General features: G+C 62.0%; 15 protein-coding genes. 6 read left to right on the forward strand and 9 right to left on the reverse strand.

The annotated features are described in order from the left end of the window. Positions 1 to 79: 79 nt before the first annotated feature. The 4 genes from pstA to KSS97_RS00485 form a co-directional block, all read right to left on the reverse strand. Positions 80 to 1750, reverse strand: coding sequence for a phosphate ABC transporter permease PstA (gene pstA, locus KSS97_RS00470; protein ID WP_217860653.1), 1671 nt, complete (start codon positions 1748 to 1750; stop codon positions 80 to 82). A gap of 15 nt (positions 1751 to 1765) precedes the next feature. Further along, positions 1766 to 3799, reverse strand: a complete 2034-nt coding sequence (locus KSS97_RS00475) for an ABC transporter permease subunit (protein WP_217861948.1) — start codon at positions 3797 to 3799, stop codon at positions 1766 to 1768. 406 nt (positions 3800 to 4205) lie between these two features. Next, positions 4206 to 5204: a phosphate ABC transporter substrate-binding protein PstS gene (locus KSS97_RS00480; protein WP_217860654.1), complete on the reverse strand. Its 999-nt coding sequence runs from the start codon at positions 5202 to 5204 to the stop codon at positions 4206 to 4208. Between the two features lie 274 nt (positions 5205 to 5478). Continuing rightward, positions 5479 to 6777 carry an MFS transporter gene (locus KSS97_RS00485; protein WP_030139127.1) on the reverse strand — a complete coding sequence of 433 codons (1299 nt, stop codon included), beginning with the start codon at positions 6775 to 6777 and terminating at the stop codon, positions 5479 to 5481. A 373-nt stretch (positions 6778 to 7150) separates the two neighbouring features. Between KSS97_RS00485 and KSS97_RS00490 the strand changes: the two genes are divergently transcribed. Continuing rightward, positions 7151 to 7555 carry an acyl-CoA thioesterase gene (locus KSS97_RS00490; RefSeq protein WP_030139126.1) on the forward strand — a complete coding sequence of 135 codons (405 nt, stop codon included), beginning with the start codon at positions 7151 to 7153 and terminating at the stop codon, positions 7553 to 7555. Positions 7556 to 7612: 57 nt separating this feature from the next. Continuing rightward, entirely contained in the window at positions 7613 to 8512 is a 900-nt protein-coding gene (locus KSS97_RS00495) for a D-hexose-6-phosphate mutarotase (protein ID WP_030139125.1), read from the forward strand. A 134-nt stretch (positions 8513 to 8646) separates the two neighbouring features. On the opposite strand, the gene KSS97_RS00500 is transcribed toward KSS97_RS00495, so the two are convergent. The 5 genes from KSS97_RS00500 to KSS97_RS00520 form a co-directional block, all read right to left on the reverse strand. Next, positions 8647 to 9183, reverse strand: a complete 537-nt coding sequence (locus KSS97_RS00500) for a DUF3299 domain-containing protein (RefSeq protein ID WP_030139124.1) — start codon at positions 9181 to 9183, stop codon at positions 8647 to 8649. 89 nt (positions 9184 to 9272) lie between these two features. Next, positions 9273 to 9518 (reverse strand): GlsB/YeaQ/YmgE family stress response membrane protein, encoded by a 246-nt coding sequence (locus KSS97_RS00505; RefSeq protein ID WP_003187057.1) that lies wholly within the window; start codon positions 9516 to 9518, stop codon positions 9273 to 9275. A 101-nt stretch (positions 9519 to 9619) separates the two neighbouring features. Then, positions 9620 to 10705: a 5-(carboxyamino)imidazole ribonucleotide synthase gene (locus KSS97_RS00510; RefSeq protein WP_217860655.1), complete on the reverse strand. Its 1086-nt coding sequence runs from the start codon at positions 10703 to 10705 to the stop codon at positions 9620 to 9622. A 12-nt stretch (positions 10706 to 10717) separates the two neighbouring features. Beyond that, on the reverse strand, positions 10718 to 11209 hold the full coding sequence (gene purE / locus KSS97_RS00515) for a 5-(carboxyamino)imidazole ribonucleotide mutase (protein WP_003196369.1): 492 nt from the start codon (positions 11207 to 11209) through the stop codon (positions 10718 to 10720). A 331-nt stretch (positions 11210 to 11540) separates the two neighbouring features. Beyond that, positions 11541 to 12458 carry a LysR substrate-binding domain-containing protein gene (locus KSS97_RS00520; RefSeq protein WP_198796183.1) on the reverse strand — a complete coding sequence of 306 codons (918 nt, stop codon included), beginning with the start codon at positions 12456 to 12458 and terminating at the stop codon, positions 11541 to 11543. Between the two features lie 182 nt (positions 12459 to 12640). Between KSS97_RS00520 and aspA the strand changes: the two genes are divergently transcribed. The 4 genes from aspA (at position 12641) to KSS97_RS00540 (ending at position 18319) form a co-directional block, all read left to right on the forward strand. After that, entirely contained in the window at positions 12641 to 14065 is a 1425-nt protein-coding gene (gene aspA / locus KSS97_RS00525; RefSeq protein ID WP_030139110.1) for an aspartate ammonia-lyase, read from the forward strand. Between the two features lie 486 nt (positions 14066 to 14551). Beyond that, positions 14552 to 16003 (forward strand): alanine/glycine:cation symporter family protein, encoded by a 1452-nt coding sequence (locus KSS97_RS00530; protein ID WP_217860656.1) that lies wholly within the window; start codon positions 14552 to 14554, stop codon positions 16001 to 16003. Between the two features lie 133 nt (positions 16004 to 16136). Then, positions 16137 to 17141, forward strand: a complete 1005-nt coding sequence (locus KSS97_RS00535; RefSeq protein WP_198796181.1) for an asparaginase — start codon at positions 16137 to 16139, stop codon at positions 17139 to 17141. A 185-nt stretch (positions 17142 to 17326) separates the two neighbouring features. Further along, positions 17327 to 18319, forward strand: coding sequence for an AraC family transcriptional regulator (locus KSS97_RS00540; RefSeq protein WP_217860657.1), 993 nt, complete (start codon positions 17327 to 17329; stop codon positions 18317 to 18319). Positions 18320 to 18550 lie beyond the last annotated feature (231 nt).

The following is an 18550-nucleotide window of genomic DNA, read 5'->3' on the forward strand; positions in this document are numbered from 1 at the left end:
GAGCTTGCTCGCGATGGGGCCATCGAGGCCGCCAGAAGCTTCGCGAGCAAGCTCGCTCCCACAAGGTCCGCGTCGATCATCAACTATCCAGTGCTTTGTATTTCTCGCGCAGGTGGTTACGGATCCACACCGCCGACAGGTTCAAGGTCGCGATCACCAGCACCAGCAGCAGCGCCGTGGCGTAGACCAGCGGCCGGGCTGCCTCGACGTTCGGGCTCTGGAAGCCGACGTCGTAGATGTGGAAGCCCAGGTGCATGATTTTCTGGTCCAGGTGCAGGTACGGGTAGTTGCCATCCAGCGGCAGCGACGGCGCCAGTTTCACCACGCCCACCAGCATCAACGGCGCCACTTCACCCGCGGCACGAGCCACGGCGAGGATCATGCCCGTCATCATCGCCGGGCTCGCCATCGGCAGGACGATTTTCCACAGGGTCTCGGCCTTGGTCGCGCCAAGGGCCAGGGAGCCTTCGCGTACGGTCCGAGGAATCCGCGCCAGGCCTTCCTCGGTGGCGACGATCACCACTGGCACCGCCAGCAACGCCAGGGTCAGGGACGCCCAAAGCAGGCCCGGCGTACCGAAGGTCGGCGCCGGCAAGGCTTCGGGGAAGAACAGCCGGTCAACCGAGCCGCCCAGCACGTAGACGAAGAAGCCCAGGCCGAACACGCCGTAGACAATCGCCGGAACGCCCGCGAGGTTGTTCACCGCGATGCGGATCAGTCGGGTCATCGGGCCTTGGCGGGCATATTCACGGAGGTAGACCGCCGCCAGCACACCGAACGGCGTCACGATCATCGCCATGATCAAGGTCATCATCACCGTGCCGAAAATCGCCGGGAAGATGCCACCTTCAGTGTTGGCTTCACGGGGGTCGTCGCTGAGGAATTCCCAGACCTTGCTGAAATAGAAACCCATCTTGGTGAACGTGCCCATGCCGTTTGGCTGGTAGGCGTGCACCACTTTGCCGATTTCGATTTCCACTTCTTTGCCGTTGGCATCACGGGCCGTCAGGCTGTCGCGGTTGAACTGCGCATGCAGGTCGGCCAGGCGCGCTTCGATGTCCTTGTAGCGGGCATTGAGTTCAGCGCGTTCACTTTCCAGGTCGGCCTGGGCGGCGGCGTCGAGCTTGCCGTCCAGTTCCAGCTTGCGGCCGTGCAGGCGGATGCGTTCGAGACCGGCGTTGATCGCACCGATGTCGACCTTCTCCAGGGTCTTGAGCTCGTCGGCGAGCTTGTTGACGCGCTCGATACGCGCCTGCAATTGCGGCCAGGCTGCTCCGCCTTCGGCTACGACCTTGCCTTCTTCCTTGACGTTGACCAGGTAGCCGTAGAAATTGCCCCATTCGCGACGCTCGATGGCCATCAGCTCGGGCGGCGTGGTCTGGTTTTTCAGCCAGTCACCGACGATCCAAGTGAAGTCGGTGCCGTTGAGGTCACGGTTGCCGACCTTGACCAGTTCGCGGGTCATGAACTCCGGGCCTTCGTCCGGCACCGGCAGGCCGGCGCTTTTCAGGCGCTCGCGAGGCACTTCTTCTTTCTGCACGACTTCGCCGACGACCAATTGCGCAGGCATGCCCGGCACGGTGTAGCTGGCGTGGATCAGGTCCGCCGGCCAGAAGTGGCCCAGGCCGCGCACGGCAATCACCGCCAGCAGGCCAATGGTCATGATGACCGCGATGGACACCGCGCCGCCGCTGATCCAGACGCCGGGGGCGCCGCTCTTGAACCATCCTTTCAGGGAGTTCTGTTTCACAGACTTCTACCTTTCTTAAAGCGACGAATATTTCTTGCGCAGACGCTGACGGATCAGCTCGGCGAGGGTGTTCATGACGAAGGTGAACAGCAACAGCACCAGGGCCGACAGGAACAGCACGCGGTAATGGCTGCCGCCGACCTCCGACTCAGGCATTTCCACCGCCACGTTGGCCGCCAGGGTGCGCAGGCCTTCGAACAGGTTCATTTCCATGACCGGGGTGTTGCCGGTGGCCATCAGCACGATCATCGTCTCGCCCACCGCGCGGCCCATGCCGATCATCAGCGCCGAGAAGATGCCCGGGCTGGCGGTGAGGATCACCACGCGAGTCATGGTCTGCCACGGCGTGGCACCGAGGGCCAACGAACCCAGGGTCAAGCCGCGCGGCACGCTGAACACGGCGTCTTCGGCAATGGAGTAGATGTTCGGGATCACCGCGAAGCCCATCGCCAGGCCCACCACCAGGGCGTTGCGCTGGTCGTAGGTGATGCCCAGGTCATGGGAGATCCACATGCGCATGTCGCCGCCGAAGAACCAGGCTTCCATGTACGGACTCATGTACAGCGAGAGCCAGCCCACGAACAGGATCACCGGGATCAGCAAGGCGCTTTCCCAACCGTCCGGCACCTTCAGGCGAATGGATTCCGGCAGGCGGCTGAAGACGAAACCGGCGACCAGGATGCCGATCGGTAGCAGCATCAGCAGGCTGAAGATCCCCGGCAGGTGCCCTTCAACGTAGGGCGCCAGGAACAGGCCGGCGAAGAAGCCGAGGATCACCGTCGGCATGGCTTCCATCAGTTCGATGACCGGCTTGACCTTGCGGCGCATGCCCGGTGCCATGAAGTACGCGGTGTAGATCGCGGCGGCAACCGCCAGCGGCGCGGCCAGCAGCATCGCGTAGAACGCGGCTTTCAGGGTGCCGAAGGTCAGCGGTGAAAGGCTCAGCTTGGGTTCGAAGTCAGTGTTGGCAGCCGTCGATTGCCAGACGTACTTGGGCTCGTCGTAGTTTTCGTACCAGACCTTGCTCCACAGCGCGCTCCACGAGACTTCCGGGTGCGGGTTTTCCAGCGTCAGCGGTTGCAGCTTGCCACCCTGCTCCACGATCAGGCGATTGGCCCGTGGGGACATGCCGAACAGGCCCTGGCCATCGACCACCTGGTCCACCAGCAAGGTGCGGTGGGCGGTGCTGTGGAACACGCCGAGCTTGCCGGCGGCGTCGAGGGCTACGAAACCTTTGCGACGCTCCTCGGCGGTGATTTCAACGATGGGCGTGTTGCCCATCTGGAAGGTACGGATCTGTTTGAAGCGCAGCTCGCCGTCCGGGTCGCGGGCCATGAACCACTGGGCCAGGCCGCCCTTGGAGTCGCCAATGATCAGCGAGATCCCGCCCACCAACTGGGTGGCGGCGGTGACTTGGGCCTCGGCGTTCTCGAGCAGCTTGTAGCGACCGTTGAGACTCTTGTCCCGCAGGCTGAACACATCGGCCTGGGCACGCCCATTGACCACGTACAGCCATTGCTGGCGCGGATCGACGAAGATGTTCTTCACCGGCTCGGTCATTTGCGGCAGATCGATACGCGTCTGCTCGCTGGTGACTTCACCGGTCATCATGTTTTCTTCGCTGGTCAGCGACAGCACTTGCAGTTGAGCACCGCTGGAACCGGCCAGCAACAAGGTCGAATCAGTCGCGTTGAGGCTGACATGTTCCAGCGCAGTGCCCTGCTCGTTCAACGCGATCGGCGTCTCGCCATAAGGATATTCGACGGCAGGCGAGATGGTTTTCTTGCCGTCCGGGTAGGACACCTTATAGGTGTGACGGAACACCAAGGCCTGGCCGTTGGACAGGCCGATCGCCACGAGCGGGCTGCCGGGCTGGTCTTCGCCAATGGACGTCACGCTAGCGCCGGCCGGGATCGGCAGGTCGACGCGGCGCAGTTCGGCGCCACTGGTGATGTCGAAAAACAGCGCCTGGCCCTTGTCGGAAACCCGCATGGCCACCTGGTTCTGCTCTTCGATGGAGATCATCAGCGGTTTGCCGGCGTCTTGCATCCAGGCAGGCGTGATCGAATCCTTGGCGGTCAGGTCCGCGCCCTTGAACAGCGGCAGCACCACATAGGCCAGGAAGAAGAAAATCAGGGTAATGGCCGCGAGAACGGCGAGGCCGCCGACCAACACGTACCAGCGGGTCAGGCGATCCTTGAGCGCGCGGATGCGGCGCTTGCGTTGCAGCTCAGGCGTATTGAAGTCAATGCGCTTGGGAGGGGAAGTCGTAGTCATTGTGGAGTTGGCCAGATCATTCATGCGCACACCCTAGCGATCCTGTATGACAGAAAGATGACAATGCAGTGACGCAACAAATCCGCCGCCAGCGGTGAGCGGCAGCGGACAGGAATTGGGGCTGTGGGAGCAGGCATCACTCCCACAGGAAACCCGGGCGTCGGCCCGGGTTCAGGTGTTACTTCTTGGCGACGTTGCCGCCTTCTTGCAGACCCAGGTCAGCCAGTGCCTTGGCGGCGACTTTGGCTGGAACCGGGATGTAGCCGTCCTTGACCACGACTTCCTGGCCTTGCTTGGACAGGATCAGCTTGACGAACTCAGCTTCCAGCGGCGCCAGAGGCTTGTTCGGGGCCTTGTTGACGTACACGTAGAGGAAGCGCGACAGCGGGTATTTGCCGTTCAGGGCGTTCTCTTCGCTGTCTTCGATGAACTCGGTGCTGCCTTTCTTGGCCAGGGCCACGGTCTTCACGCTGGCGGTCTTGTAGCCGATGCCCGAGTAACCGATGCCGTTCAGCGAAGAGCTGATCGACTGCACGACCGAAGCCGAGCCTGGTTGTTCGTTGACGTTTGGCTTGTAGTCACCTTTGCACAGGGCTTCTTCCTTGAAGTAGCCGTAGGTGCCGGACACCGAGTTACGACCAAACAGTTGCACTGGCTTGTTGGCCAGGTCGCCGGTCACACCCAGGTCGCCCCAGGTCTTCACGTCGGCCTTGGCGCCGCACAGGCGAGTGGACGAGAAGATCGCGTCAACCTGTTCCATAGTCAGGTGCTGGATCGGGTTGTCCTTGTGCACGAACACGGCCAGGGCGTCCACGGCAACCGGGATAGCGGTTGGCTTGTAGCCGTACTTCTGTTCGAAGGCCTGCAGTTCGTTATCCTTCATCTTGCGGCTCATCGGGCCCAGGTTGGAGGTGCCTTCGGTGAGCGCAGGTGGCGCGGTGGAGGAACCGGCGGCCTGAATCTGGATGTTTACGTTCGGGTATTCTTTCTTGTAGTTCTCGGCCCACAAGGTCATCAGGTTGGCCAGGGTATCGGAGCCGACGCTGGACAGGTTGCCCGATACACCAGTGGTCTTGGTGTAGCTCGGGATCGCAGGGTCAACAGCGGCAACCGCGTTGGCAGTCGCAACGCCAGCAGCGACAAACGTCATTGCCGCCATCAAACGCTTCAGTTTCATGCCTTACTCCTAGCAGATAGGGTGTGTTAAGTCGGCCAAGTATCGGTAAGCCGTGTGAACACTCTATGGCTGAAATATGACAATTGGATGAAAGGCCAGCATTGAGTTTTGCAAGATGATTCTTGTGGCGAGGGGATTTATCCCCGCTGGGCTGCGCAGCAGCCCCTTAAACCTGATAACTCGATGTGGTAGATAGATTGAGTTGGCAGCGTTGGGGCCGCTTCGCGACCCAGCGGGGATAAATCCCCTCGCCACAGAGGCTGTTCTGCGCTGCTTAGCGCCCTTTCTTCCAGAGATACCCACCAATCACCATCCCGATCCCGCAGATGATCGCCACGTAATACGCCGGCCCCATCGGGCTCTCCTTCAACAGCAACGTCACCACCATCGGGGTCAAGCCACCGAAGATTGCGTAGGCCAGGTTGTAGGAAAACGACAGCCCACTGAAGCGCACCACGGCCGGGAAGGCGTTGACCATGACGTACGGCACCGCGCCGATAGTACCCACCAGCAAGCCACTCAAGGCGTAGAGCGGGAACAGCCACTCGGGGTGGGCGAACAGGCTGTGGTAGAAGGTCCAGAAGGTGATCAGCAGCAGGCCGCTGCCGAAGACGAACACCCGGCCAGCGCCGAAGCGGTCGGCCAATACACCGGCGCCGATACAACCAAGACTCAGGAACACAATCGCCAGGCTATTGGCCTGCAACGCCGTGGTCGGGCTGAAGTGGTAGACGGTCTGCAGCACCGTTGGCGTCATCAGGATCACCACGATGACGCCGGCCGACAGCAGCCAGGTCAGCAGCATCGAAATGGCGATGGCGCCACGATGGTCGCGCAGCACGGCGCGCAGCGGCACTTCCTCGGCCAGGGCCTTGCGCTGTTGCAGCTCGGCGAACACCGGGGTTTCGTGCAACCAGCGGCGCAGATACACCGAGAACAGGCCGAACACACCACCCAGCAGGAACGGAATCCGCCAGGCGTAATCCGCCACTTCCACTGGCGTATAAATGCTGTTGATGGCGGTAGCGACCAACGAACCCAACAGGATCCCCGCCGTCAGGCCGCAGGTCAGGGTGCCGCAGGCGTAGCCGATGTGCCGCGCCGGAACGTGCTCGGAAACGAATACCCAAGCCCCCGGTACTTCGCCGCCAATCGCGGCGCCTTGGATCACGCGCATCAGCAACAGCAGGATCGGCGCCCACATGCCGATCTGTGCATAGGTCGGCAGCAAGCCCATGATCAGCGTCGGCACGGCCATCATGAAAATGCTCAGGGTGAACATTTTCTTGCGCCCCAGCAGGTCGCCGAAGTGAGCCATGATGATTCCGCCCAACGGGCGAGCCAGGTAACCGGCGGCAAAAATGCCAAACGTTTGCATCAGGCGCAGCCATTCAGGCATTTCGGCGGGGAAAAACAGTTTGCCGACCACGGTGGCAAAGAACACAAAAATGATGAAATCGTAGAACTCCAGCGCGCCGCCGAGGGCAGAAAGCGACAAGGTCTTGTAGTCGTTACGGGTCAGCGGACGGGCGGGTTGTGCGGGCGTCGCCGTGCTCGAAGGCGCAGTGGTCATGGCAAGGGCTTCTCTTATAGTCAGTTCTCGGCCCGACAACACCGGATGGGAGCCCGGGCAGGTTCGGCACGATAGCAAATTGTTCGAAAAAGCACATAGAGGCGCGTAATTGACAGTCAAAATCAGAACCCGATGGTCGTATCGACGTCTATCGCCCGATATACTCGCAACCTTGCGACACTCTGTAAGGGGTTGCTGTGCGAAAACGTCGTTGGTGATGTAGTACAAATCAGCCGGTTTCGCAGAGTTTCCCTTTGGCACGCCTTTATGAAAAACGTGACGAACGAGGCATGTTCGGGCTGAATCGTTTTTTTCAAAGACGGCTATTCACCTGAAGTACACGACAGAGTTACGGGTCAGAGGCACCCCCGGCATGATAGAGCTCGAACAAGAAGATCCAATTCCGCAAGGCGACCTGGCCCTGCAAATCACCGCACTTCCCCGTGACACCAACGGCTTCGGCGACATTTTCGGCGGCTGGCTGGTGTCCCAGATGGACCTCGCCGGCACCGCGATGGCCAGCAAGGTGGCGGGTGGGCGCGTGGCGACCGTAGCGATTGATCGCATGGCGTTCCTGGTGCCGGTGGCGGTGGGCGCGCAGTTGTCCTTCTATACCCAGGCGCTGGAAATCGGCCGCAGCTCGATCCAGATGATGGTCGAGGTGTGGAGCGACGACCCGCTGTCCAGTGAATGGCGCAAGGTCACCGAAGCGGTGTTCGTGTTCGTCGCCATCGACGGCAGCGGTCGTACCCGTTCGGTTCCACCACGGGCCCGTTAAACGCGGCAACCGTTTTGCGGTCCATTGCAGTCCATGTTCCTGAACGAGATTTGCAACATGCCTACGCCCAACGTCGAAGCCGTCAAACTGGATGAACTGAACGGTTGGCGCATCCGCCACGGTCAGGCCGAGTTGCTGGTGGCCCAGCAAGGCGCGCATATCCTCAGTTATCAGGTGGACGGCCAGCCGCCGCTGATCTGGCTCAATGACCAGGCCACCTTCAAGGCCGGCAAGAGCATCCGCGCCGGTGTGCCGGTGTGCTGGCCGTGGTTCGGCAACCTGACCCGCAACCCCGACAGCGTCCAGGCCATGCGCGTCAGCAACGAGCCTGCAACGGCCCACGGCCTGGTGCGGGCGATGGATTGGGAATTGAGGGGCATCGAGGCCGAAGGTGAAAGCCTGAAAATCGAATTCGTCCTGCCCTACCCTGAAAACGGCCTGTCGGGTTGGCCCCATCAGGTCGACCTGACGTTGACCATCGTGATGAACGAGCAACTGCATATCCACCTCACCAGCCATAACCGTGGCAGTGAAACCGTCAGCCTCAGCCAGGCGTTGCACAGCTATTTCGCTGTCAGCGATGTGCGCAACGTGCAGGTCGAAGGGGTGGATGGCTTGAGCTACATCGAGACCCTGGACGATTGGAAGACCCACGCCCAGGCCGGTGACCTGCATTTTGCCGGCGAAACCGACCGCATCTACCTCAATACCCCGCCGACACTGAGCATCGTTGACCCGCACTGGCAACGCCGAATCCAACTGACCAGCACCGGCTCACGCTCGGCGGTGATCTGGAATCCCTGGACCGAACGGGCCAAGGCCTTCAGCGACATGGCCGACGACGGCTGGCAGCGCATGTTGTGCATCGAGACGGCGAATGTGATGGATGACGTGGTGACGCTGTTGCCCGACGCCAGCCATACCCTGGGCGTGAGCATCTGCAGCAAGCCGCTCTGACACCGCAAAAACCATTGTGGGAGCGAGCTTGCTCGCGATAGCGGACTGACAGTCACCCTCAGCGTCGACTGACACACCGCCATCGCGAGCAAGCGCGCTCCCACATTGGGATTTATGTCAGGCCAATCAGCTGGTTACAAATCCGCCTCCTGCACCACCCTCACCTTCTCCGCCTCCAGCGCATACGCTGCGCTCGCCAGGTCGTTATCGACCTTCTCGATCTTCAACGTGCCCGTCACCCACAGCGGCGTGTAGATGTCGTCCAGCTTCAGCCCCTTGGGATAGCGCACCAGCACCAATTGATTAGGCGGCGGTGGCGGGACGTGGATGCAGGCACCCGGGTAAGGCACCAGGAAAAACAGCGTGCTGCGGCCCTTGGCATCGCTTTCCAGGGGGACCGGATAGCCACCGATGCGGATGTGCTTGTCGTTCATCGACGCCACGGTCTTGGTCGAATACATCACCGCCGGCAAGCCTTTGCTTTGCTTCAAGCCACCCTTTTCAGTGAAGGTGCCGTTGGCTTCGGGGGAGTTGTGATCGATTTCGGGCATGGCCTCGAGGGCTTTCTGGTCCGACTTGGGCATCAGTTCGAGCCAGTCGGTTTCCGGCAGCTCGGCGGCGTGGGCCAGGCCACTGCCCAACAAAAGAAGGGTCAACACTAGACGGCGCATGAATGGGCTCGGCAATGAGTAAGGAATGAAACGCCGGGCAGTTTAGCCCCTCTCTGTGCGCCGCGCAGAGAGGGCTTCATCAAGTTTAATCAGTTTCTTTTGATCAGGCCGTAGATCACCAGCAGCACGATCGCACCCACCAGGGCACCGATGAAACCCGCGCCTTGACCGGCCTGGTAGATGCCCAGGGCCTGGCCGCCATAAGTGGCTGCCAACGAACCGCCAATACCGAGCAGGATGGTCATGATCCAGCCCATGCTGTCATCGCCAGGCTTCAGGAAGCGCGCGAGCAGGCCAACGATCAAGCCGATAAAAATGGTTCCGATGATTCCCATGGCATTCCCCTCTGATTAGACGCAAAGCCAAAACCTGATCAGGTTTTGGCACTTAGCCATGAGAGAGGTTAGCCGATGAATGGTTCCACCGGTGTTGCAGACTATTGTTCGGCGATCAGCGTCTCGACCTTGATGATCTGCTGGGCCAGGGTGTCCCTATCGGCGCAACGCAGGTTGGCGTGACCAACCTTGCGCCCGGCTTTGAACGCCTTGCCATAGTGGTGCAGGTGGCAGTCGGCAATCGCCAGGACTTTCTCGGTGTGCGGCACTTTGCCGATGAAGTTCAGCATCGCGCTTTCACCGACCTTGGCGGTCGAACCCAGCGGCAGCCCGGCCACCGCCCGCAGGTGGTTTTCGAACTGGCTGCACTCGGCGCCTTCGGTGGTCCAGTGTCCGGAGTTATGGACGCGCGGGGCGATTTCGTTGGCCTTGAGGCCGCCGTCCACTTCGAAGAACTCGAACGCCATGACGCCGACGTAATCGAGCTGCTTGAGCACCCGGCTGGAGTAGTCTTCGGCCAGGGCTTGCAGCGGATGGTCGGTACTGGCGACGGACAGCTTGAGAATGCCGTCCTTGTGGGTGTTGTGCACCAGCGGGTAGAAGCGGATTTCACCGTCGCGGGCGCGCACGGCGATCAGCGAGACTTCACCGGTGAACGGTACGAAACCCTCCAGCAGGCAACCGACGCTGCCCAGCTCGGCAAAGGTGCCGGCGACGTCTTCAGGGTTGCGCAAGACCTTCTGGCCCTTGCCGTCGTAACCCAGGGTGCGGGTCTTGAGCACGGCCGGCAGGCCGATGGCCGCGACAGCGGCGTCAAGGTCAGCCTGGGATTGGATGTCGGCGAAGGCCGGCGTCGGGATGCCCAGGTCTTTGAACATGTTCTTTTCGAACCAGCGGTCGCGGGCGATGCGCAGGGCTTCGGCGCTCGGGTAGACCGGGACGAACTGGGACAGGAAGGCAACGGTTTCGGCCGGGACGCTTTCGAATTCGAAGGTCACCAGATCGACTTCATCGGCCAACTGGCGCAGGTGATCCTGGTCGCCGTAGTCGGCCCGAAGGTGTTCACCCAGGGCAGCGGCACAGGCGTCCGGCGCCGGGTCCAGGAAAGCGAAGTTCATCCCCAGCGGGGTTCCCGCCAGGGCCAACATGCGACCCAACTGGCCGCCACCGATTACACCGATCTTCATTCGTCAACAACCTCAGGCAATGCGTGGGTCTGGATTGTCCAGGACGCTGTCTGTCTGCTCAGCGCGGAATTTTTTCAGCACGGTATGAAACTGTGGGTGCTTGGCGCCCAGGATACTCGCCGACAGCAAGGCCGCGTTGATCGCGCCGGCCTTGCCGATGGCCAGGGTCGCGACCGGGATGCCGGCTGGCATCTGCACGATCGACAGCAGCGAATCGACACCCGAGAGCATCGAGGATTGCACCGGCACGCCCAGCACTGGCAGGTGGGTCTTGGCCGCACACATGCCTGGCAAATGGGCCGCGCCGCCGGCACCGGCGATGATCACTTCGATGCCGCGCGCCTCGGCTTCTTCGGCGTACTGGAACAGCAGGTCCGGGGTACGGTGGGCGGACACCACTTTCACCTCGTAAGGGATGCCGAGCTTTTCCAGCATATCGGCGGTGTGGCTAAGGGTGGACCAATCGGACTTGGAGCCCATGATCACGCCAACCAGTGCACTCATCGTCGTGCCTCTTCTCTCTGGGCGCCCTCGGGCGCGTCAAAAAACAACAAGCCACGCGGGAAACCGGCGTGGCTTGTTGTACGAATTATGGTCGGGCGAACCGACCGAAGGCCGGGCAGTATACCGAAAAAGGTAAATTAAACGCACTTTCGCCGACCATCTGTCATTTGCGCTGGAGCGGCGGTTTTATTGACTCGCAGGTCAGCAGAAAAACGCCTCAGATCCCTGTGGGAGCGAGCTTGCTCGCGATAGCGGTAGGTCAGTCAAATCAACACTGGCTGACACACCGCTATCGCGAGCAAGCTCGCTCCCACAAGGGGCTGCATGGGTTTCAAGAACCGGCCACACCCTGCGCCACACCACCCTCAAGCTTGCGCCACAGCAACCGCACGTTGGCCTTGCGCACCAGCGCGCAGCGGTACAGGCGGATCTCCAGCGGGACATGCCATTGCGCCCCGCCGCAGATCACCAATTCGCCCCGGGCCAGTTCGTTGCGCACACTCAGGTGAGGGACCCAGGCGATGCCCAAGCCTTCCAGGGCCATGCTTTTCAGGCTGTCGGCCATCGCGGTCTCGTAGACCGTGGTGAAACGCAGCGCGCGCTGGCGCAGCAACTGATTGACCGAACGCCCGAGGAAGGCCCCGGCGCTGTAGGCCAACAGCGGCACGCTGGCCTCGCCTTCCAGATCGAACAAGGGCCGGCCCTGTGCGTCGGCAGCGCAGACCGGGAGCATTTCGGTCTGGCCCAAATGCAAGGACGGGAAAATCTCCGGGTCCATCTGCATCGCCGAATCCGGATCATAGAAAGCCAGCATCAGGTCGCAGCCCCCTTCGCGCAGGGCATGTACCGCATCGCCCACGTTGGTCGCCACCAGCCGCGTCGCGATGTTCATGCCGTCGTTACGCAACTGGGCGATCCAGCGCGGGAAGAAGCCCAGCGCCAGGGAGTGCGCGGCTGCCACCTGGATGACTTCGCCCTGCCCACCCTCCAGATGATGCAGATGTCGCAACACTTCGCCCAACTGCTCGACCACCGTGCGCGCCGTCACCAAGAACAGTTGCCCTGCGGCGGTCAGCTCGATCGGCGTGCGCGAGCGATTGACCAGCGTCAGCCCCAGCGCCGCCTCCAGACTACGGATCCGCCGGCTGAAGGCGGGCTGTGTCACAAAGCGTCGTTCGGCCGCCTGGGAAAAACTGCGCGTCGCGGCCAGGGCACTGAAGTCCTCCAGCCATTTGCTTTCTAGATTCATCACCGTCCTCCCGAAGGACGCACCAAAACAGGTCACACGTTCGCCGTGTCGTCGGCGTCACACGGGCATTATGCCGAATATGCATAGGCCAGTGTTTAACAGCATTGGCCCTAATTTTTCTGAAAGCCTAGGATTCACAGCGTTCCGGCTTAGACCGGGTCCTTATTGAGATGATTTCCATCATGTCCTCCGCTGCATCATTCCGCACAGAAAAAGACCTGCTTGGCGTACTCGAAGTACCGGCGCAAGCGTATTACGGCATCCAGACCCTGCGAGCGATCAACAACTTTCGTCTCTCCGGTGTCCCGATCTCGCATTACCCCAAGCTGGTGGTCGGTCTGGCAATGGTCAAGCAAGCCGCCGCTGACGCCAACCGCGAACTGGGCCAGCTCAGCGAAGCCAAGCACGCCGCCATCAGCGAAGCCTGTGCACGATTGATCCGCGGCGATTTCCACGAAGAATTCGTGGTGGACATGATCCAGGGCGGCGCCGGCACGTCGACCAACATGAATGCCAACGAAGTCATCGCCAACATTGCGCTGGAGGCCATGGGTCACCAGAAGGGCGAATACCAGTACCTGCACCCCAACAACGACGTGAACATGGCGCAGTCCACCAACGACGCCTACCCGACCGCGATCCGCCTGGGTCTGCTGCTGGGTCACGACGCGTTGCTGGCCAGCCTCGACAGCCTGATCCAGGCGTTCGCTGCCAAGGGCGAAGAATTCAGCCACGTTCTGAAAATGGGCCGTACCCAGTTGCAAGACGCCGTGCCGATGACCCTCGGCCAGGAATTCCGCGCCTTCGCCACCACCCTGAGCGAAGACCTGGCACGCCTGAAAACCCTGGCGCCTGAGTTGCTGACCGAAGTGAACCTGGGCGGCACCGCCATCGGCACCGGCATCAACGCCGACCCGCGCTACCAGGCCCTGGCCGTACAGCGCCTGGCGACCATCAGCGGCCAACCGCTGGTGCCAGCCGCCGACCTGATCGAAGCCACCTCCGACATGGGCGCCTTCGTGCTGTTCTCCGGCATGCTCAAGCGCACCGCGGTCAAACTGTCGAAGATCTGCAACGACCTGCGCCTGCTGTCCAGCGGCCCACGCACCGGCATCAACGAAATCAACCTGCCGGCCCGCCAGCCAGGCAGCTCGATCATGCCTGGCAAGGTCAACCCGGTGATCCCGGAAGCGGTCAACCAAGTAGCGTTCCAGATCATCGGCAACGACCTGGCCCTGACCATGGCGGCCGAAGGCGGCCAACTGCAACTGAACGTGATGGAGCCGCTGATCGCCTTCAAGATCTTCGACTCGATCCGCCTGCTGCAACGTGCCATGGACATGCTGCGCGAGCACTGCATCGTCGGCATCACCGCCAACGAGGCGCGCTGCCGTGAGCTGGTCGAGCACTCGATCGGCCTGGTCACCGCCCTGAACCCGTACATCGGCTATGAAAACGCCACCCGTATCGCCCGCGTTGCCCTGGAAAGCGGCCGCGGCGTGCTGGAACTGGTGCGCGAAGAAGGCTTGCTCGACGACGCCATGCTCGACGACATCCTGCGCCCGGAAAACATGATTGCCCCGCGTCTGGTCCCACTGAAGGCTTGATCGACGCGACCACCGCTCACCAGGTCGAGGGACTAGACACCTCTCACCTTTTGAGGGCTTGGGGACTCGTTCCCCAAGCCCTTTTTTTTAACAGAAGGATGCAAGCAAGACAGAACCTGTAGGACCGAGCCGACTGGCAATAAACAGCGCCGCGCTGCCGTTGTACCCCGCGTCGCTCGCCATCGCGAGCCAGCTCTCTCCCGCAAGAACCTGACCGAAAGGCCAGGAGATACAAGGGTTCGTTTCGTCGCATGCACCACAACTGTGCAGACGGGCGTCGCACTGATAGGTATAGTGCCGCCCCTCTTCGCATGAGTGGTCGTCGTCAACGAGGCCTCAACAACATGCGAAAACCGAACTAATAACAAACCCGCGAAGTGGACCGGGACGAAGCATCCCCAATCTGTCGAGCCGCGCGCCGACCGATGTAACACGATGTTTCCAAATGGCCATCATTGCTTAAACAAAAAACAGCGAGGAATACTCATGCTCGAAGTCATCAACGACTTCCTCTCAGGGAAAGTGCTGATCGCGCTCATTGTCGGGCTCGGTGGCTACTTCACGATCCGCTCGCGTTTCGTCCAGTTCCGTCACTTCTTCCATATGTTCGCGGTGTTCCGTGACAGCCTGAAAAGCAGCACTGACCAGCTCAGTTCGTTCCAGGCCTTGATGCTCAGCCTGGCCGGTCGCGTCGGCGCGGGCAACATTGCCGGTGTCGGCATCGCCGTGACCCTCGGCGGTCCGGGTGCGGTGTTCTGGATGTGGGTGACCGCGCTGGTCGGCATGTCCAGCAGCTTCTTCGAATGCTCCCTCGGCCAGCTCTACAAGCGCTGCGACTCCGAAGGCCAGTTCCGTGGCGGCCCGTCCTATTACATCCAGCACGGCCTGCAGAAACGCTGGTTGGGCATGATCATGGCGTTCCTGCTGCTGATCACCTTCGGCTTCGCCTTCAACGGCCTGCAAGCCCACGCCGTGACTCACTCCCTGAACAACGCCTTCGGCCTCGACACCACCTACACCGGCCTGGGCCTTGCGGTGTTGCTGGGCCTGGTGTTCATCGGCGGGATCAAGCGTATCGCCAAGGTTGCCGACCTGCTGGTACCGGTCAAGACCCTGGTGTACATCGCCGTGACCATCTACGTGATCGTCCTGCAGTTCGAGCACGTACCGGGCATGCTGGCGACCATCGTCAAAAGCGCCTTCGGTCTCGACCAAGCCTTTGGCGGCCTGATCGGCAGCGCCATCGTCATGGGCGTCAAGCGTGGCGTATTCGCCAACGAAGCCGGCCTGGGCAGTGCGCCTAACGTCGCCGCCGTCGCGTCGGTCGAGCACCCGGTGGCACAAGGTGTGGTCCAGGCGTTCAGCGTGTTCCTGGACACCTTCGTGATCTGCACCTGCACCGCGCTGCTGATCCTGCTGTCGGGTTTCTACACCCCAGGCTTCGAAGGCGATGGCATTGCCCTGACCCAGAACTCCCTGGCGGCCGTGGTCGGCGATTGGGGCCGGATGTTCATTTCCGTGGCCCTGGCGTTGTTCGTGTTCACTTCGATCCTCTACAACTACTACCTGGGCGAGAACAACCTGCGCTTCATGCTCGGTGAAAACCGCAAGGCGCTGATGGCTTACCGCGCCCTGGTGCTGGTCCTGATCTTCTGGGGCGCCATCGAGAACCTGAGCACGGTGTTCGCGTTTGCCGACATCACCATGACCCTGCTGGCGTTCGTGAACCTGATCGCGCTGTTCCTGCTGTTCAAGGTCGGCATGCGCATCCTGCGCGACTACGATGACCAGCGTTCGGCCGGCATCAAGGTGCCTGTCTTTGATTCCAGCAAGTTCCCGGACCTGGACCTGGACCGCAACGCCTGGCCGGCCACCCCGTCGGCCCCGGTTGCCAAGCCTGAAAACGCCCAGGCGGGCGTGGCCGCAGCGCAACGCTGAGCGGCAGGCTGATCGTAAAAAACCGGGCGCATCCCCTGCGCCCGGCGTGACACAGCACGAGGTCGGCGTCATGCTCGGCCTCATGTTGTGACGGCTAACCCAAGCGGCCGTTTTCATCCTCGGAGAACAATCCATGAATTCCTCGACCTACCCTGCCGCCCAGCACGTCATGGTGCTCTACACCGGCGGCACCATCGGCATGCAAGCCAGCGCCAGCGGCCTGGCCCCGGCCTCCGGCTTCGAAGCGCGGATGCGCGACTACCTGCACAGCCAGCCTGAGCTGGTAGTACCGCAGTGGCGCTTCCGGGAGATGTCGCCGCTGATCGACAGCGCCAACATGACCCCGGCCTACTGGCAGCAACTGCGCGAAGCGGTGGTCGACGCCGTGGACGTGCAAGGCTGCGACAGCGTGCTGATCCTGCATGGCACCGACACCCTGGCCTACAGCGCCGCCGCCATGAGCTTCCAGTTACTGGGCCTGCACGCGCGGGTCTGCTTCACCGGTTCGATGCTGCCCGCCGGCGTAACTGACAGCGACGCCTGGGAAAACCTCAGCGGCGCGCTGGTCGCCCTCGGCCAAGGCCTGGCGCCGGGCGTACACCTTTATTTCCATGGTGAACTGCTGGCGCCGACCCGTTGCGCGAAAGTGCGCAGCTTCGGTCGTCACCCGTTCAAGCGCCTGGAACGCCAGGGCGGTGGCGTCAAGGCCGCTTCTCTGCCAACCCAGTTGAATTACAACCAGCCGAAACACCTGGCGAACGTCGCCGCGCTGCCGCTGTTCCCCGGCATCGGTGCCGAAATCCTCGATGGCCTGCTGGGCAGTGGCCTCCAGGGCCTGGTGCTGGAGTGCTACGGCAGCGGCACCGGGCCGAGCGACAATCCGGCGTTCCTCGCCAGCCTGGAGCGGGCGCGGGACAGCGGCGTGGTGGTGGTCGCGGTCACTCAGTGCCACGAAGGCGGCGTCGAGCTGGACGTGTACGAAGCCGGCAGCCGCTTGCGCGGCGTTGGCGTGTTGTCCGGCGGCGGCATGACCCGCGAGGCGGCGTTCGGCAAGTTGCAGGCGTTGATTGGCGCTGGATTGCCGGTGGATGAGGTTCGGCGGTTGGTAGAGTTGGATCTGTGTGGTGAGTTGATCTGACACCCTGCCAAACCCTGTGGGAGCGAGCTTGCTCGCGATAGCGGCGGCACAGTTGACATCTACTTCGACTGACACACCGTCATCGCGAGCAAGCTCGCTCCCACTAGGGTCCAGCGTTCGCGTCGCGAAACTGGGCCGGCATATAACTTGCTCCATCTCCCGTCTCCCCAGGCTGGAAACGGACCATGCTGCATTCCCACCTCACCACGCTCAACGCCGTCTCCCTGGTGCTCGACGCCTTCAAGCACGACGGCCTGCCCCGTGATGCATTGCTGGCCGGCAGCGGCATCAGCCCGGCGGATCTGAGCCGGGCCGACACGCGCATCACCACCAACCAGGAAATGCAGGTCTGTGCCAACGCCGTCGCCCTCAAGCGGGATATCGGCTTGGAACTGGGGCGCAACATGCACGTTTCGTCCTACGGCATGTTGGGATATGCCTTGCTCACCAGTGCCACCTTAGGTGACGCTTTGCGCCTCGCGCTGCGCTATCCGGCGCTGTTGGGAACACTCTTCGAACTGGCCTTGGACGATGACGGCGAGCACATCTGGCTCAGCGCCAGCGACTATCGGGAAAACCCGGCCCTGGCGGTATTCAACGCCGAGTTCTGCATGGTCTCGCTGAAGGTGATCTGCAACGACCTGCTCGGTCACCCGCTGCCCTTGCGTGCAGCGCGGTTCGAACATTCGGCACCGGATTACCAGGCGCGCTACGCCAATCTCTTCGACTGCCCAGTCCGCTTCGACAGCATCGACAACGCCTTCGCCTTCGATCGTCATTGGCTGGAGCAGCCCCTGCCGCTGGCCGACCCCATCACCCATCACGCCATGGCCGAACGCTGCCGCCGGCAGAACACCGAATTCACCGGCCGCCAGGCCTGGCTGGGACGCATCCGCCAATTGCTCGTCGCGCAACTGGACGCCGCCCCGGGCCTGGAGGGCCTGGCCGAACAAATGAACTGCTCGGCACGCACCCTGCGCCGGCATTTGAAGGATCTGGGTTGCAGCTATCAGGAACTGCTCGATGAACTGCGCTTCGAGCGGGCCAAGCAAATGCTCTGCGAGGATCAATTGCCGATCTACCGGATCGCCGAACTGCTTGGCTTCAGTGAAACCGCGAGCTTTCGCCATGCCTTCGTACGCTGGAGCGGCGTGGCACCGAGTCGGTTCAGGGCGTGAACCGCCTGCCGCTTGTGCGACATCGCCCCTGTGGCGAGGGGATTTATCCCCGCTGGGCTGCGCAGCAGCCCCTAAAGTAGCCACTCTATCGGCCCGACACACCAGGTTGTCCTGTTTTGGGGCCGCTTCGCGCCCCAGCGGGGATAAATCCCCTCACCACAGTTGTGAGGCGCGTCTGACAGATTGCTCAGCCCCTTCCGCCAAGCCACGCATCCTTGCGCCTTTGCCTAC

Origin of the sequence: Pseudomonas alvandae (assembly GCF_019141525.1) — a bacterium.
GTDB lineage: Bacteria > Pseudomonadota > Gammaproteobacteria > Pseudomonadales > Pseudomonadaceae > Aquipseudomonas > Aquipseudomonas alvandae.

Excerpts from the sequence above, each read along its gene's own strand:
- KSS97_RS00475 (WP_217861948.1), bottom strand. The coding sequence starts at position 3,799 with ATGCAAGACGCCGGCAAACCGCTGATGATCTCCATCGAAGAGCAGAAC.
- KSS97_RS00480 (WP_217860654.1), bottom strand. The coding sequence starts at position 5,204 with ATGAAACTGAAGCGTTTGATGGCGGCAATGACGTTTGTCGCTGCTGGC.
- KSS97_RS00485 (WP_030139127.1), bottom strand. The coding sequence starts at position 6,777 with ATGACCACTGCGCCTTCGAGCACGGCGACGCCCGCACAACCCGCCCGT.
- KSS97_RS00490 (WP_030139126.1), top strand. The coding sequence starts at position 7,151 with ATGATAGAGCTCGAACAAGAAGATCCAATTCCGCAAGGCGACCTGGCC.
- KSS97_RS00495 (WP_030139125.1), top strand. The coding sequence starts at position 7,613 with ATGCCTACGCCCAACGTCGAAGCCGTCAAACTGGATGAACTGAACGGT.
- KSS97_RS00500 (WP_030139124.1), bottom strand. The coding sequence starts at position 9,183 with ATGCGCCGTCTAGTGTTGACCCTTCTTTTGTTGGGCAGTGGCCTGGCC.
- KSS97_RS00505 (WP_003187057.1), bottom strand. The coding sequence starts at position 9,518 with ATGGGAATCATCGGAACCATTTTTATCGGCTTGATCGTTGGCCTGCTC.
- KSS97_RS00510 (WP_217860655.1), bottom strand. The coding sequence starts at position 10,705 with ATGAAGATCGGTGTAATCGGTGGCGGCCAGTTGGGTCGCATGTTGGCC.
- purE (WP_003196369.1), bottom strand. The coding sequence starts at position 11,209 with ATGAGTGCACTGGTTGGCGTGATCATGGGCTCCAAGTCCGATTGGTCC.
- KSS97_RS00520 (WP_198796183.1), bottom strand. The coding sequence starts at position 12,458 with ATGAATCTAGAAAGCAAATGGCTGGAGGACTTCAGTGCCCTGGCCGCG.
- aspA (WP_030139110.1), top strand. The coding sequence starts at position 12,641 with ATGTCCTCCGCTGCATCATTCCGCACAGAAAAAGACCTGCTTGGCGTA.
- KSS97_RS00530 (WP_217860656.1), top strand. The coding sequence starts at position 14,552 with ATGCTCGAAGTCATCAACGACTTCCTCTCAGGGAAAGTGCTGATCGCG.
- KSS97_RS00535 (WP_198796181.1), top strand. The coding sequence starts at position 16,137 with ATGAATTCCTCGACCTACCCTGCCGCCCAGCACGTCATGGTGCTCTAC.
- KSS97_RS00540 (WP_217860657.1), top strand. The coding sequence starts at position 17,327 with ATGCTGCATTCCCACCTCACCACGCTCAACGCCGTCTCCCTGGTGCTC.